Genomic DNA, 14,384 nt, shown 5'->3' with positions numbered 1-14,384 from the left:
CGTGCGCCGGGCGGCCCGGCCCCTGACGGCCCCGGCTCTCGCCCTGGCCCTCGCCGTACTGTTCCTCGTCGCCTGCGGCAGCCGTCTGCCCGAAAGCGACTTCACCGGCCGCCCGACTCCGGGCCGGAGCGCGGCCACCCTCAAGGTCGGCATCATCACCAGCGCCACCAGCCCCGTCGGCGGCGGCGCCTTCTCCGCCCCGCGCGACGGCGCCCTCGCCTACCTCGACGCCGTCAACGCCGAGGGCGGCGTCAACGGCCACCGCCTGGAGGCCGTCACCTGCGACGACGGCGGCAGCGGCTTCGGCAACAACCAGTGCGTACGCGAACTCGTCGACAAGGCCAAGGTGTTCGCCCTCGTCGCCACCAGCTCCCTGGACTACGCCGGCGCCCCCTACGTCAGCCGCAAGGGCGTCCCCGACATCGGCGGCATCCCCATCGGCACCGAGTACGACACCTACCCGCACCTCTACGGCATCTACGGCAGCGCCGCCCCGCGCGACGGCACCCCCGGCTGGGGCGGCCGGCTCTACGCGGGCACCGAGGTCTACCGCTTCTTCAAGGAGCGGCTCAAGGCCCGTACGGCGGCCGTCGTCTACTACAACCAGGCCTCCTCGGCCCGCTACGCCGACCAGATCCTGCGCGGCCTGAAGGTGGAGGGCTACCGGACCGTCCGCGAGGAGGTCGACTTCGCGCTGCCCAACTTCCGTGCCGTCGCCGCCGATCTGCGCGCCCGTCACGCCGACATCCTCTTCGACGCCATGGACACCCACGGCAACGGCCAGCTCTGCCGTGCCATGCAGAGCGCCGGCGTCACCGTCACCGCCAAGGTCACCAACGTCCAGAACTGGGCGTCGACCGTCCCGTCCGACTACAAGGACGCGGCCGGCTGCCGCAACGCGCTCTGGGCGACCTCGGCCAGCCGCAACTACGACGACACCGCCGACCCGGCCGTCCGCGCCTTCCGTACCGGCATGGCGGCCAGGAAGACGGGCCGGCTCGCCCAGTGGCAGCTGGAGGGCTGGGCCGCCGCCATGTGGCTGACCGACGCGATCCGCTCCTGCGACGGCTCCGTGACCCGCGCGTGCGTGGAACGCTTCGTCGCCGGGAAGCCGTACGACGCGGGCGGGCTGCTGCTCCCGGTGCGCTTCACCTCGACGGCGAAACCGCCGGCCACCGCCCGCACCTGCCTGTCGGTCGCCCAGTGGAGCGACCGTGCGAAGAACGGCCACGGAGGATGGCTCACCAGGGGCGGCGACATGCGGAAGAACTGCTTTGTCGTCCCCCAACTCCCGTACGGTGCTTGACGCGTCGGCCGCCGGAAAGGTTGTCCGGGTCCGGCTACCGATGTGATCACAGCTCCGCCACAAGGAGGTCATGGCGAACAACCAGGTGTGGGGGGAGCGGGTCTTGCCTTCGGAAGGCGGACGAAAGTCCGCGGGGAGCCGCTGAATGACGGGGACGCATGCGCATCACATTCCTGCTCCACAACGCCTACGGACTGGGCGGGACCATCCGTACGACGTTCAATCTGGCCGGTGCGCTGGCCGGGCAGGGCCACGAGGTCGAGATCGCCTCCGTGTTCCGGCACCGCGAGAAGCCGGTCCTCGCACTCGCCCCGGAGGTCCCGCTGCGGCACCTGGTCGACCTGCGGAAGAAGAGCCCGACGTACGAAGGCGAACACCCGCTCCACCAGCAGCCGGCGAAGGTCTTCCCGGTCGCAGAGAGCCGCTACCGGCAGTACAGCAGGCTCACCGACCAGCGGATCGGCCACTGGCTGGCCGAACTGGACACGGACGTCGTGATCGGCACCCGTCCGGGGCTCAACGTCCACATCGCCCGCCAGGCCCCGCGCGGCCTGGTGCGCGTCGCCCAGGAGCACCTCACCCTGGACACCCACCCCGCCCGGCTCACCCTCACGCTGCGCCGGATGTATCCGCGCCTCGACGCGGTGACCACGACCACCGAGGCCGACGCCGCCGCGTACCGCCGCCGGCTGCGACTGCCGGGGGTACGGGTCCGGGCGGTGCCGAACAGCGTGCCCGACACCGGCGCCGCGCCCTCCGACCTGACGGCGAAGTACGTCGTGGCCGCGGGAAGGCTCGTCCCCGTCAAGCGCTACGGCGACCTGATCCGCGCCTTCGGCAAGGTCGTCACCGAACGGCCCGACTGGGGTCTGCGGATCTATGGCGGCGGGGTCCAGCGCGACGAGCTGGCCGAGCTGATCGAGGAACTCCAACTGGGCGAGTACGTACGGCTGATGGGACAGGTCGCCCCCGTCGAACCGGAGATGGCCAAGGGCTCGATCCTGGCGGTCTCCTCCGCCATGGAGTCCTTCGGTATGACCATCGTCGAGGGAATGACGGTCGGCCTGCCCGTCGTCAGCACCGACTGCCCGCTCGGCCCCGGCGAGATCATCGACCACGGCAAGGACGGCCTGCTCGTCCCGCCGCGCGACCTCGACGCCATGGCCGCCGCCCTGCTCGACCTCATCGGCGACGAGGACCGCCGCCGCGCGATGGGCCGTGCCGCCCGGGAGAAGGCCCGGCACTACGATCCCGACCGCATCGCCCGCGTCTGCGCCGACCTCTTCGAGCAGCTGCTCAGGGAACGCCGCGGAATGGCCGGCCTGGCCCGGCGCCTCGGCCGCCGTACGGGCGGGCCGGCCCTCGGGGCGGCCTACCTGTGCAAGGACGTGGCCAGGGCTGTGGCGCGGCGCGCGAGGCGGGCGGTCAGGGCCCGGTAGACATCGTCACCTGCCCTGACGGCGCTCACACCCGCTCGTCGGCCTCGGCCTGCGTGGCCATTTCGGGGTGGTGCAGGTCGAAGGCCGGCGACTCGGAGCGGATCTTCGGCAGGGTGAGGAAGTTGTGGCGGGGCGGCGGGCAGGAGGTCGCCCACTCCAGGGAGCGGCCGTAGCCCCAGGGGTCGTCGACGTCGACCTTCGTCCCGTACCTGTGGGTCTTCCAGACGTTGTAGAGGAAGGGGAGGGTGGAGATCCCCAGCAGGAAGGCGCCGATCGTGGAGACCGTGTTGAGGGCGGTGAAGCCGTCGGCGGCCAGGTAGTCGGCGTACCGGCGGGGCATGCCCTCGACGCCCAGCCAGTGCTGGACCAGGAAGGTGGTGTGGAAGCCGACGAAGAGGGTCCAGAACTGGATCTTGCCCAGCCGCTCGTCGAGCATCTTGCCGGTGAGCTTGGGCCACCAGAAGTAGAAGCCGGCGAAGGTCGCGAAGGCGACGGTGCCGAAGACCACGTAATGGAAGTGGGCGACGACGAAGTACGTGTCGCTGACGTGGAAGTCCAGCGGCGGCGAGGCCAGGATGACGCCGGTCAGGCCGCCGAACAGAAAGCTGACCAGGAAGCCGGCCGCCCACAGCATGGGGGTCTCGAAGGACAGCGAGCCGTGCCACATGGTGCCGATCCAGTTGAAGAACTTCACCCCCGTCGGCACCGCGATGAGGAAGGACATGAAGGAGAAGAAGGGCAGCAGCACCGCGCCGGTGACGAACATGTGGTGCGCCCAGACCACGATCGACAGCCCGGCGATGGCCATGGTCGCACCGATCAGCGACACGTAGCCGAAGATCGGCTTCCGTGAGAAGACCGGGATGATCTCGCTGATGATGCCGAAGAACGGCAGCGCGATGATGTAGACCTCGGGATGCCCGAAGAACCAGAACAGGTGCTGCCACAGCAGCGCCCCGCCGTTCTGGGGCTCGAAGACCACCGCGCCGAAGCGCCGGTCGGCCTCCAGGCAGAGCAGCGCGGCAGCCAGCACCGGGAAGGCGAAGAGCACCAGGATCGACGTGAACAGCACGTTCCAGGTGAAGATCGGCATCCGGAACATCGTCATCCCGGGGGCCCGCATCCCGATGATGGTCGTGATGAAGTTGACCGCGCCGAGGATGGTGCCGAAGCCGGCCAGGGCCAGCCCCACGATCCACATGTCGGCGCCGATGCCGGGGGAGCGGGTGGCGCTGTTCAGCGGCGCGTAGGCGAACCAGCCGAAGGACGCCGCGCCCTCGGGCACCAGCAGGCCGCCGACCACGATGAGGCCGCCGAAGAGGAACAGCCAGTACGAGAACATGTTCAGCCGGGGGAAGGCGACATCGGGGGAGCCGATCTGCAGCGGCATGATCTCGTTGGCGAAGCCGGCGAAGGTCGGGGTCGCGAAGAGCAGCAGCATGATCGTGCCGTGCAGGGTGAACAGCTGGTTGTAGGTGTCGTTGGAGACCAGCTGCAGCCCGGGCCGCGCCAGCTCCGCGCGCATCAGCAGCGCCATCAGGCCGCCCACCAGGAAGAACCCGAACGACGTGATCAGGTAGAGGTGGCCGATCTTCTTGTGGTCGGTGGTGGTGAGCCAGTCCACGACCAGCCGCCCGGGATGGCGGGCCGCTGCCACTCCGGGGTCGGCCGGTGCGGTGTCGGTCCCCATGCGTGCCCCCTCGCCTCGCTACGCAGCATCCGGGCGGAACGCCCCATGATGCGCACGGCGCCGGATCCGTGGCGAGGGTGCCACGCGGAACACCCGAAGACGGCCGGAAATGCACTGGTGCGCCCCGACTCGAACGGACGTACGATAACCGGGTGGTGCATCCCGATTACACCCACGCCGTGCAACACGCGCTGGCGGCCGCCACGCAAGGGCTGGCGGTCTTCCCGCTGGCGCGCTCCAAGCTGCCCGCCCTCCGCTCCCCGCACCGGGACGAGACGGGCCCGGCCGCGGGGCCGTCCCCCTGCCGCGGTGAGTGCGGACGGCTCGGGCACGGCGTGTACGACGCCTCGTCGGACCCGGCGCGGGTGCGCGAGCTGTTCGCCGCCGCCCCCTGGGCCCGGGGCTACGGGGTGGCCTGCGGGCGGCCCCCGCAGCATCTGATCGGCCTCGACCTGGACCGCAAGGGCGCCGCCGACGGCATGCGGGACCTGACCTTGCTGGCCGCCGCCCATGACTTCACGGTGCCGCTGACCCGTACCGTCATCACCCCGAGCGGCGGCCGCCATCTGTGGCTGAGCGGCCCGGCCGGCCTGGTGGTGTCCAACTCCGTACGCCGCATAGCCCCCGGCATCGATGTGCGCGGCTCCGGCGGCTATCTGGTCGGCCCCGGCTCGCGCACCCGCGCCGGCCGCTACCGGCTGGCCCCCGGCACCGCCTATCTGCCCCCGGCCCCCGCCCCGGCCGGGCTGCTGCGGCTGCTCGCCCCGCCACCGGCCCCGCCCGCGCCGCCCGCCCCGGTCCGTATGCCCACCCGGGCCGGCCGGTCCGCCGCTCCGCTGGTCAACTTCGTCCTCGGCTCGGTCCAGGGGGAGCGCAACGAGCGGCTCTACTGGGCCGCCTGCCGCGCCTACGAGACCGGCCACGGGGAGGATGTCGCCGACGCGCTGGTCGACGCGGCCCTTCGTATCGGACTGCCGGAGCGCGAGGCGAGGGCGACCGTGCACTCCGCCGCACGCAGGTTCGGTGGGTACGCCATTCGTGCTCGGATATCTGACGGGCGATGAGTCGAGTGACCACTGGGGCGGTGTTGTGAGGAAAGTGTGTCGGTCGGTGTCCCGGGGCGATCACCGGAATTCCCCGGCGGGTTTTATGAGACCGGTAAGGGAAATTCATGAGAGTTCCCTGAGAGGTCGAAAAACCTACCTCCAACGAGTGAACGGGCTACGCCAAACGCCACTCCGGTTTCTGTGACAGAAGTGTGACGATCACGCCGGGGTGCCGCTTCCACGGCAGCGACTATGCGCCTACGGTGGCCGGTATGGCATCCATTCCGAGCCCCGGACCGCAGCCGCAGGACAACCCGGAGACCTACGTCGGCCTCTCCGCAGAGGAGGCCGAACGGCGCGCCAGGGGGCAGGGCTGGACCACGGTCCGATCCCTACCGCCCGGCGCGATCATCACCATGGAATACCGCTCGGGGAGGCTGAACTTCACGGTCGCGGACGGCACGGTGACCCGCGCCTGGTCCGGCTGAGGGTCAGCTCGTGGCACCCCGGCCGCGCACCGGCGGCCCCAACGGCGCGGGCCGGGAGGGGCGGTCGGCGGGCGGCCGGCGGCTGCCGACCGGGGTGACCGGCGTCCGCTCGTGACGCGCGGTGTGCGGCCGGGGCGGGTGGTGCGGTATCCCGGTGGCCGTGGCGGTGCCGGTCGTCGTACGTCCGGCGAACCCGGCGGTGGCACTGACCGCGTCGCGGACCGGATGCCGGGCCGGGACGGTGGGGACCGCCCGGCGCCCGGCGGAGGCCAGACGCCAGCGCATCCACGCGGACCGCACATAGGCCTCGGCCATGGCGATCGCCGGCTCGAACCAGGGCAGCGACAGCAGGACCAGCAGGCCCGCGGCCCAGCCCAGCATCACATCGCTGACCCAGTGGGTGCCGAGGTAGATGGTGGTGAAGCCGACGCCCAGCGCGAGCAGCGCGGCGATCACCGAAGCGACCCGGCGGACTATCGGCGTACCGGCGAGATAGGCCAGAACGCCCCAGGTCACGACGGCATTGGCGGTGTGGCCCGAAGGAAATATATCGCCGCCGGCGAAGAGCTCGGGGGAGCCCACGGTGGTCGCGTAGTGCGGGCCCAGCCGGCCGAGGCCGACCTTGACCGCGCCCACGGTGATGTTCAGAAGGAGCAGCGAGGCGCCCAGGACCAGCAGCGGACGCAGGGTCCGCTGACGCCACGAGCGCCAGCCCAGCCAGGCGGCGACTATGACGGCGGTCGGCCCGCGCTGCCCCAGGACCACGAAGTAGTCCAGGAAAGCGTGGATCTGCGGCCACTGCTTGTACGGCCGGAACATCATGACCTGCCAGTCGAGTGTGACCAGCTTGGACGAGGTCACGACGGCAACGACGATCGTCACGTAGGCGACGACGGTCGTGCCGAACAACCAGGCACGCGTTCGGCTCATCCGCAGCGGAACGCGGTCGCGTGGTCGCTCCTCTGCCTCAGCGAGCTTGTCTTCGGTGCGCACTCAATCGACGTTACAGCGTGTGATGGGGAAGTCCGGTCGATCCAGCTGCTTTGTAATGACGATGTGATGTGGGGTGTGTCTCGTTCTGCTCGCGGTGGCCAGGATTCGACGCAATGCGCGAAGGCGCGGGGCTTTTATGTTCGAGTGAACTCGGTGAAGCCCGGGTCTCTTTATTTTTTATTGACGTCCTCGTTTATCGGCTATTTACCTTGGCGTTCCGCCGGGTTCATGGCGGACCCGAGCCGTTGAGCCAGAACGCCCCGTACGCGGCCGAGGCCAGCGCCACCGTGACCAGCAGCGAAGCCGCCCTGGCCGGCCGCCACCGGGCCAGCGCCACCGCCGCCGGCAGCAGCAGGACGAACGCCGGCATCAACAGCCGGGGCCGGGACCCGAAGTACCCCGAGCCGGTCAGCGCCAGGGCGACCACCGCGCCGCCGTACACCAGCAGCGGCAGCGGCTGGCCCTGCCGTACGCAGCGCACGTACAGCCAGCCGATCAGCGCCACCGCCGCGCACAGTCCCACCCCGGCCAGGAACACCGGGCCGGTCAGGTTCTTCCAGACGAAGCCGGCGAAGGCGACGCCGCCGTCGAAGCCGTTGCCCCACTGGGCCTGGATGTCCGGGTAGCCGGTGGGGCTGCCGGTGCGCACCCCCACCCAGGCCACGTACCCCAGCCAGCCCAGCGGCGAGACCAGCACCGCGAACAGGGTGCGCCGGTGCCCCCGCCAGACCTCTCGGAAGCCGGGCCACGGTACGAGCGTGACCGCCGCCCCGGCCCAGATCGCCGCCACCACCGCCAGCCCCACCGGCCGGGTGAGTCCCGCCGCCACGGCGAGCGTCCCCGCCCACACCCAGCGGCGGGTCAGCACCGCGTACAGGCTCCAGACGGCCAGCGCCGTGAACAGCGACTCGGTGTACGCCATCGACTGGACGATCCCGACCGGCAGCACCGCCCACAGGGTGGCCAGCACCACCCCCGTACGACGGTCGTGGAGCAGGGCGCCGATCGCGTACAGGCCCCAGGCGGCGAAGAGCGAGGCGAGCCAGCTCACCGCCAGCCCGGCGTCCTGGGGGGTCAGCGGGGTCAGCGCGGCCAGGGTGTGCTCCAGGCCCGGCAGCAGCGGGAAGAAGGCGAGGCTGGAGTGGACGCCTCCGTCGGCCAGGTGGGCGGTGTAGCCGTACCCCTGCTCGGCGACGCGGGTGTACCAGAGCGAGTCCCAGCGGGCGGAGAGCAGCTGGTGGGGGCTCTTGCCCTCCGCCGCGCTCCAGGCGGCCAGCACCGCCAGGCCGAGCAGCCGCACCCCGGCGTAGACCAGGAGGGCGGGCGCGGCGAGGCGCAGGGCGCTCCTCGGCGGGGACTGGCCCGGCGAGGAGGCCGCGGTGTCGGTGGCGAGTGCGGTCACCGGCCCGATTATCCGGCACGGCCGCACAGTGACCGGCTCCACACCCACAGATCGTGACCCGGGCCACGCGCCGGGGCCGGAGCTTCGCGTACGCTGTCCTCTTCACTCGCCTACGCCGCTGGGCATCCACGGGACCGTCCCCCACTGCCCCGCCCAGCGCCGCCCGCGAGCGCACCGCTGGGAGGTACCTACATGACAGGGACGACCTTTGCCGGCAACGTGAGGCCGGCGGACGTCCCACGGCAGCACAACCGGCCGGCCAACCGCTGGACCGTTCTCGTCGTCCTCTGTATCAGCCTGCTGCTCGTCGCTCTCGACGCCACGGTGCTGCACGTCGCGGTTCCGGCCGTCACCGAGGACCTCCACCCCGGCGCGATAGAGCTGCTGTGGATCGTCGACGTCTACCCCCTCGTCGCGGCCTCCCTCCTGATCCTCTTCGGCACCCTCGGCGACCGCGTCGGCCGCCGCCGCGTCCTGCTGCTCGGTTACGGCCTGTTCGCCGTCGCCTCGGCCATCGCCGCCTTCGCGCCCAATGCGCACGTCCTCATCGGGGCCCGCGCGCTGCTCGGGGTCGGCGGCGCGATGATCATGCCGGCCACCCTGTCGATCCTCCGCCAGGTCTTCCCCGACCGCCGTGAGCGCGCCGTCGCGATCGGCGTGTGGAGCGCCGTCGCCGCCGTCGGCGCCGCCGTCGGGCCGGTCCTCGGCGGCTTCCTGGTCGAGCACTTCTGGTGGGGCTCGGTCTTCCTCATCAACATCCCGCTGCTCGCGGTCATCGTGCCCATCGGCCGCTGGCTGCTCCCCGAGTCCCGGGGCAGCCGCAACGGCCCCTGGGACGTACTCGGCGCGCTCATGGCCGCCTTCGGTGTGCTCGGCACGGTCCTGGGCGTCAAGCGGATCGGCGGCCACGAAGGGCTGTTCGACGTCGGCACCTTCGTCCCGCTGCTGGTCGGTGTGGCGCTGCTGGTGCTGTTCGTACGGCGGCAGCGCAGGCGCGAGTTCCCGCTGATCGACATGAGCATGTTCTCGCGGCCGGCCTTCAGCACCTCCGTGGGCTGCATCGTGCTGGCCATGCTCGCGCTGGTCGGCCTGGAACTGATCGCCGTCCAGTATCTGCAACTCGTGCTCGGCCTCAGCCCGCTGGCGACCGGCCTGCGGCTGCTCCCGCTCACCTTCGCCGCGATGGCCGCCGGGCTCTTCGGCTCCCGCCTGCTCCACCGCTTCGGCCCACGCGTCATGGTCAGCCTCGGCTTCGTCCTCACCGCCGTGGCCGTCCTCGGCCTGACCTTCATGGGCCAGCACGACCGGCCCTGGCTGCTCACGACGGGCTTCGTGCTGCTGGGCTTCGGCCTGGAGACCACGCTCTTCGGCGCGTACGAGTCCATGCTGAGCGAAGCCCCCGCCGCGCAGGCCGGCGGCGCCGCCGCCATCGGCGAGACCTCGTACCAGCTGGGCGCCGGCATAGGCATCGCCCTGCTCGGCAGCGTCATGAACGCCGCGTACGGGCCGGGCGTATCGCGGGTGCCCGGCGTGCCCTCGGCGGCCTCCGCCAGCGCCGGCAAGTCCCTCGGCGAGGCCTACGAGGTCTCCGACCGGCTCGGCGGCTCCGCCGGCGCGGCCCTGCGGCACGCCGCCCGGCACTCGTTCGTCCACGGCCTGCACATCACGCTGCTGGTCAGCGCCGGACTGCTGCTGCTCGGCGCGCTGGCGGCGCTGCGGCTGCCGCGCGTGATGGAGTGCGGCGTCGCCGCCTCGGCCGCCGCCACCACGGTGGACATACCGGCTCAGGTCCCGGTCGGCCTTTACGCGGAGAAGGCGCGCACGTAGCGTCTGGCCATGTCCACTGTGTCCACTGCGTTCTCAGCGTTGCCCGCTTTCGACCCGCACGATCCGCTCGGCCTCGACGACCTCCTCAGTGCCGAGGACCTCGCCGTCCGGGACACCGTCCGCCGCTGGGCCGACGACCGCGTCCTGCCGTACGTCGCCGACTGGTACGAGCGCGGCGAACTCCCCGCCATCCGCGAACTCGCCCGTGAACTCGGGTCGATCGGCGCGCTCGGCATGTCCCTGACCGGCTACGGCTGCGCCGGCGCGAGCGCCGTGCAGTACGGCCTGGCCTGCCTGGAGTTGGAGGCCGCCGACTCCGGCATCCGCTCCCTGGTGTCCGTACAGGGCTCGCTGGCCATGTACGCCATCCACCGCTTCGGCTCCGAGGAGCAGCGGCTGGAATGGCTCCCCCGGATGGCCTCGGGCGAGATCATCGGCTGCTTCGGTCTCACCGAGCCCGACCACGGCTCCGACCCGGCAGGCATGCGCACGTACGCGAAACGGGACGGGGCCGACTGGGTGCTCAGCGGCCGCAAGATGTGGATCACCAACGGTTCGGTGGCCGGCGTCGCCGTCGTCTGGGCCCGCACCGACGAGGGCATCCGGGGCTTCGTCGTCCCGACGGACGCGGCCGGCTTCTCGGCGCCGGAGATCAAGCACAAGTGGTCGCTGCGGGCCTCCGTGACCAGCGAACTCGTCCTGGACGACGTCCGGCTGCCCGGCGACGCGGTCCTGCCCGAGGCCGTCGGCCTGAGGGGACCCCTGAGCTGCCTCAGCCACGCCCGGTACGGGATCGTGTGGGGCTCGATGGGCGCCGCGCGCAGCTGCTTCGAGACGGCGCTCTCCTACGCCACGACCCGCGAGCAGTTCGGGCGGCCCATCGGCGGCTTCCAGCTCACCCAGGCCAAGCTCGCCGACATGGCCGTCGAACTCCACAAAGGCATTCTGCTCGCCCACCACCTCGGCCGCCGCATGGACGCCGGGCGACTGCGGCCCGAGCAGGTCAGCTTCGGCAAGCTCAACAATGTGCGCGAGGCGATCGAGATCTGCCGGACGGCGCGCACGATCCTCGGGGCGAACGGGATCTCGCTGGAGTACCCGGTGATGCGGCACGCGACGAACCTGGAGTCCGTCCTCACGTACGAGGGCACGGTGGAAATGCACCAGCTGGTGCTGGGCAAGGCGTTGACCGGCCTCGACGCCTTCCACTGACGGGGCGGCGGCAGGCGGGGGATCCGCGAGGGCCGGGGGGAAACCGATCCCCCGACCCCCGTGGCCTCAGCTCTGGTTGAAGAAGCCGTCGCCGCCGTGCTTGGGGTCGGCGTTGACGACCGTGTAGTCCGCCGGGGTGAGCAGGAAGACCCGGGTGGCGACGCGCTCGATGGAGCCGCGAAGCCCGAAGGTCAGCCCGGCGGCGAAGTCCACGACGCGCTTGGCGTCGTTGGGCTCCATACCCGTGAGGTTGACGATGACGGGGACGCCGTCGCGGAAGAGCTCGCCGATGCCACGGGCGTCCCGGAAGCCGTCCGGGGTGACCGTGGCGATACGGCGCCCCTGATCCTGGGCGGAGTCGGCGGCCACCCGGATCCGGGGGTCGGTGACCCAGGACTCGTTCTGGCCGGCGCCCTCGCCGTAGTCGGCGTAGTCCTCGTCGTAGTAGTTCTCGCCGCCGTTGTCGTCGACGAGGCCCAGCCAGGCACTCGCCTTTCGAACCGAACCCATTGGACGCCTCCTCTCACCCGCGGTCTGTGCTGTCCGCAACACTATGGTCGTCCATGATGCGGATGTTGCGCCAAGGGGATAGCCCCCGCGCGGGGGATTCGTGACAGACCTGGTGCAGAAAATAGTGCTGAATGGTCAGTCGCCGCTAGGGAGCGGGCTGCTGACGGTACGCCAAAGCCTTTTCCCCCGGGAGAGTGACCTACGTCGGCCGGACGGCCGTACGCCGGTACGACAAGTTCACTGGGTCGTACCCGAGAAGCGGCGCACGAACCCGTCGGCGCCATGGACGGTGAAGTCGTACGTGCCGCCCGTCAGCTCCGTATCCCAGGTGTACGCCGCCGTGGCGCCCGGCGCGACCGTGAAGGGCGTGCCGCGGAAGGGGAAATGCGTACGAGGGAAAACCGTGTAGTGGAAGGCGACCGAGCCGCCATTTGTCAGGGTGCAGGTGACTATGCCGGTGGCCCGGTCGACGGTGATTTCCGCACCCGGCGCATAGGGCAGCGGGCGGCGCGGGCGGTTCCCGGGCTCCTGGGCCGGCAGGGCTAGGGGCGAGTCCGGGGGGACCGGCACCGGTAGCGGGACGGCGGGGAGGGAGGCGGCGGCGTCGGCCAGCCTGACCAGGGCCTTGGTGTCGGGGAGCTCCGGGACCGTGAAGTCGGGCCGGTCGAAGTCGAAGCAGCTGGTCAGGTCACCGCATACGGCGCGCCGCCAGGCGGAGATGTTGGGCTCGGCGACGCCGGTGACCAGTTCCAGGAAACGCAGCACGGACGTGTGGTCGAAGACCTGGGAGTTGACCCAGCCGCCGCGCGACCAGGGGGAGATCACCCACAGCGGCACGCGGTTGCCGAGCCCTTTCGGGCGGCCGTCCACGAACTCGTCCGGTGTGCCGGCCGGCGGGAAGGGCGGGACGACGTGGTCGAACCAGCCGTCGTTCTCGTCGTACATCAGCAGGAAGACGGTGTGCCGCCACACCTCGGGGTTGGCGAAGAGCGACTGGAGCGCGGTGTTGACCCAGTCGGCGCCATAGGCGGGGCTCGCGGCGGGGTGCTCACAAGACAGGAACGGGGAGACCAGCCAGGAGACGGCCGGGAGGGTGCCGTCCTTGCAGTGCTGGTCGAAGGCGGTGAGGTCCCAGCGCGTCATCGCGTTGACGTGGCGGGGGTCGTCGGGCGGGAAGGCGTGGAACTGCCGGAAGTAGGACAGCCCGTTGCAGTCGTAGTCGCCCTCGCGCTCGTCCTCGCCGTCCGGATTGTGGTAGACGCGCCAGCTCACGCCCGCTTCGTGCAGCCGCTCGGCGTACGTCGTCCAGTCGGCCAGCGGATTACCCGTGACGACGGAGTTGTCGGTGAACGGGCCCGAGGTGCCGGACCACAGGAAGAGCCGGTTGGGGTCGGTCGGGCCCGCCTGCGAGCAGAAGTAGGCGTCGCAGGTGGTGAAGGCGTCGGAGAGGGCGTACTGGTAGGGGATGTCCTCGCGGGTGAAGTAGCCCATGGTGCGCGGGCCCTTGGCGGCCACCCAGCCGTTCATGGCGCCGTCGTTGATGGCCTGGTGACCGGTGTCCCGGTCGTGCGGGAGCTCTTCGGCGTGCTGGGCGCTGTAGCGGCTGGAGTCCAGCCGGTACGGCAGCAGCCGGCCCCCGGGGGACGGCTGGCGGAAGACACTGCCGCCGTCCGGGAGGACCAGGGCCTCCCGGTCGGCGAAGCCGCGTACGCCGCCGAGCGTCCCCAGGTAGTGGTCGAAGCTGCGGTTCTCCTGCATCAGGATCACCACATGGCGGATGTCCTCGAGGCTCACCGGACGACCACCAGGGAGCGCAGCAGTTCGGGGTCGGCCTGATGGAGGCTGTCGAGGACGATGCGGCCCGGGGCGGGGTCGATCGGCACCATCGAGGGGACGACGAGGACCGGGCAGCCCGCCGCTTCGGCCGAGGCGACGCCGGTGGGGGTGTCCTCGACGGCGACGCAGCGGTCCGCGCGGGCGCCGAGCAGACGGACGGCGGCGAGGTAGGGATCGGGGTCGGGCTTGGTGCGTACGGTGTCGTCGGCCGACACCGACACCGTGAAGTACTCCCGCCCCAGGACGCCCAGGACCAGGTCGACGACCCGGCGCGGGGAGGCCGAGACCAGGGCGGTGGTGATCCCGGCGGCAAGCAGCGCCTCCAGGAGGGCCACCGCGCCGGGCCGGGGGACGACGTCGTGGGCCACCAGCTCGGCGAAGCGGGCGTCGAGCTGGTCCGCCAGGTCGAGCGGCACGGGTTCGGTGGCCGTACGGGCCAGGTGGGCGGCGGTATGGCCGACGGAGCGGCCGAGCACATCGGGGATGTCCGCGTCGCTGAGGTCCCGTCCGAGCCGGGCGGCCGCTTCGGCCGCCGCCTGCCACCACACTCTCTCCGTGTCGACGAGCGTGCCGTCCATGTCGAAGAGGACGGCATCGAGGTGTGAGGGCAGGACGGATCGGGGAGACAACGCTTT

12 protein-coding genes are annotated in these 14,384 nt (G+C 71.2%); 6 read left to right on the top strand and 6 right to left on the bottom strand.

Going from position 1 to position 14,384, the window contains the following annotated elements; translation table 11 throughout:
• Window position 1: 1 nt before the first annotated feature.
• Entirely contained in the window at window positions 2-1,306 is a 1,305-nt protein-coding gene (locus ACFXJ5_RS25025) for an ABC transporter substrate-binding protein (protein ID WP_384635094.1), read from the top strand.
• A 158-nt stretch (window positions 1,307-1,464) separates the two neighbouring features.
• Entirely contained in the window at window positions 1,465-2,745 is a 1,281-nt protein-coding gene (locus ACFXJ5_RS25020) for a glycosyltransferase (RefSeq protein WP_384635092.1), read from the top strand.
• Between the two features lie 25 nt (window positions 2,746-2,770).
• Here the strand turns inward: ACFXJ5_RS25020 and ctaD are convergent, their stop codons facing one another.
• On the bottom strand, window positions 2,771-4,435 hold the full coding sequence (ctaD, locus tag ACFXJ5_RS25015; protein WP_384635089.1) for an aa3-type cytochrome oxidase subunit I: 1,665 nt from the start codon (window positions 4,433-4,435) through the stop codon (window positions 2,771-2,773).
• 152 nt (window positions 4,436-4,587) lie between these two features.
• On the opposite strand from ctaD, the gene ACFXJ5_RS25010 reads away from it, so the two are divergent.
• Both ACFXJ5_RS25010 and ACFXJ5_RS25005 read left to right on the top strand, forming a co-directional pair.
• Window positions 4,588-5,499: a bifunctional DNA primase/polymerase gene (locus ACFXJ5_RS25010; RefSeq protein WP_384635086.1), complete on the top strand. Its 912-nt coding sequence runs from the start codon at window positions 4,588-4,590 to the stop codon at window positions 5,497-5,499.
• A gap of 254 nt (window positions 5,500-5,753) precedes the next feature.
• A complete protein-coding gene (locus ACFXJ5_RS25005; RefSeq protein WP_384635083.1) occupies window positions 5,754-5,969 on the top strand; it encodes an I78 family peptidase inhibitor in 216 nt (71 codons plus the stop codon).
• A 3-nt stretch (window positions 5,970-5,972) separates the two neighbouring features.
• Here ACFXJ5_RS25005 and ACFXJ5_RS25000 read toward each other — a convergent pair whose 3' ends face one another.
• Window positions 5,973-6,962: a phosphatase PAP2 family protein gene (locus tag ACFXJ5_RS25000; RefSeq protein WP_384635080.1), complete on the bottom strand. Its 990-nt coding sequence runs from the start codon at window positions 6,960-6,962 to the stop codon at window positions 5,973-5,975.
• A 226-nt stretch (window positions 6,963-7,188) separates the two neighbouring features.
• On the bottom strand, window positions 7,189-8,364 hold the full coding sequence (locus tag ACFXJ5_RS24995; protein WP_384635078.1) for a mannosyltransferase family protein: 1,176 nt from the start codon (window positions 8,362-8,364) through the stop codon (window positions 7,189-7,191).
• A gap of 192 nt (window positions 8,365-8,556) precedes the next feature.
• Here ACFXJ5_RS24995 and ACFXJ5_RS24990 point away from each other — a divergent pair, with 192 nt between their 5' ends.
• Window positions 8,557-10,191, top strand: coding sequence for an MFS transporter (locus ACFXJ5_RS24990; RefSeq protein ID WP_384635075.1), 1,635 nt, complete (start codon window positions 8,557-8,559; stop codon window positions 10,189-10,191).
• 9 nt (window positions 10,192-10,200) lie between these two features.
• The gene (locus ACFXJ5_RS24985) at window positions 10,201-11,403 is read left to right on the top strand and encodes an acyl-CoA dehydrogenase family protein (protein WP_384635072.1); all 1,203 of its coding nucleotides are present in this window, start codon (window positions 10,201-10,203) and stop codon (window positions 11,401-11,403) included.
• Between the two features lie 66 nt (window positions 11,404-11,469).
• Here ACFXJ5_RS24985 and ACFXJ5_RS24980 read toward each other — a convergent pair whose 3' ends face one another.
• From ACFXJ5_RS24980 to ACFXJ5_RS24970, 3 genes are all read right to left on the bottom strand, one after another.
• Complete coding sequence (locus ACFXJ5_RS24980; protein WP_384635069.1) at window positions 11,470-11,913, bottom strand: cell division protein SepF; 444 nt, start codon at window positions 11,911-11,913, stop codon at window positions 11,470-11,472.
• A 237-nt stretch (window positions 11,914-12,150) separates the two neighbouring features.
• Entirely contained in the window at window positions 12,151-13,707 is a 1,557-nt protein-coding gene (locus ACFXJ5_RS24975; protein WP_384635066.1) for a phosphocholine-specific phospholipase C, read from the bottom strand.
• Window positions 13,704-14,378 (bottom strand): HAD family hydrolase, encoded by a 675-nt coding sequence (locus ACFXJ5_RS24970; protein ID WP_384635063.1) that lies wholly within the window; start codon window positions 14,376-14,378, stop codon window positions 13,704-13,706. The genes ACFXJ5_RS24975 and ACFXJ5_RS24970 overlap by 4 nt, the downstream gene beginning before the upstream one ends.
• Window positions 14,379-14,384 lie beyond the last annotated feature (6 nt).

This window comes from Streptomyces sp. NPDC059373 (assembly GCF_042751495.1).
Taxonomy (GTDB): domain Bacteria; phylum Actinomycetota; class Actinomycetes; order Streptomycetales; family Streptomycetaceae; genus Actinacidiphila.
Note: the sequence above shows the minus strand (reverse complement) of the source record. Positions and strands in the feature narration are given on the sequence as shown.

Excerpts from the sequence above, each read along its gene's own strand:
- ACFXJ5_RS25020 (WP_384635092.1), top strand. The coding sequence starts at position 1,465 with ATGCGCATCACATTCCTGCTCCACAACGCCTACGGACTGGGCGGGACC.
- ACFXJ5_RS24990 (WP_384635075.1), top strand. The coding sequence starts at position 8,557 with ATGACAGGGACGACCTTTGCCGGCAACGTGAGGCCGGCGGACGTCCCA.
- ACFXJ5_RS24985 (WP_384635072.1), top strand. The coding sequence starts at position 10,201 with ATGTCCACTGTGTCCACTGCGTTCTCAGCGTTGCCCGCTTTCGACCCG.
- ACFXJ5_RS24980 (WP_384635069.1), bottom strand. The coding sequence starts at position 11,913 with ATGGGTTCGGTTCGAAAGGCGAGTGCCTGGCTGGGCCTCGTCGACGAC.
- ctaD (WP_384635089.1), bottom strand. The coding sequence starts at position 4,435 with ATGGGGACCGACACCGCACCGGCCGACCCCGGAGTGGCAGCGGCCCGC.
- ACFXJ5_RS25005 (WP_384635083.1), top strand. The coding sequence starts at position 5,754 with ATGGCATCCATTCCGAGCCCCGGACCGCAGCCGCAGGACAACCCGGAG.